The organism is Gluconobacter sp. P1D12_c (genome assembly GCF_018812105.1).
In the GTDB taxonomy this organism is placed as follows: Bacteria; Pseudomonadota; Alphaproteobacteria; order Acetobacterales; family Acetobacteraceae; genus Gluconobacter; species Gluconobacter oxydans_A.
This window is the reverse complement of sequence record NZ_JACSIQ010000800.1, coordinates 1-373: the sequence shown is the minus strand read 5'-3', so window position 1 is coordinate 373 and position 373 is coordinate 1. Positions and strand designations below refer to the sequence as shown.

The 373-nt window shown below is 56.6% G+C and carries 1 protein-coding gene; it reads left to right on the top strand.

All coding sequences use genetic code 11. The features are described 5' to 3' along the window. Nucleotides 1-373 (top strand): recombinase family protein (locus KP705_RS21880; protein ID WP_215765475.1); only part of this gene is annotated, 373 nt, incomplete at both ends.

Here is a 373-nt window from a genome sequence, read left to right as displayed (position 1 = left end):
TGCCCGCTGCTCGACGGACAAACAGGATCTCGCGGCCCAGCATCAGGAACTGCTCAAACTCGGTGTTTCTGCCGATCGTATTTACACCGACAAGGGCTTCACCGGCACGAACCGGGAAAGGGCCGGCCTTGACCAGGCACTGGCGGCTGTTCGTAGTGGCGATACTTTGGTCGTACCAAAGCTTGATCGACTGGCCCGCTCTGTCCCTGATGCACGGCTTATTGGCGACAGCCTGGCATCCCGTGGCGTGAAGCTTCAACTTGGGAACAGTATTCACGATCCGTCTGATCCAATTGGCAAGTTGTTCTTCAACATCCTTGCGACTTTCGCGGAGTTTGAAGCCGATCTGATCCGGATGCGTACTCGTGAAGGG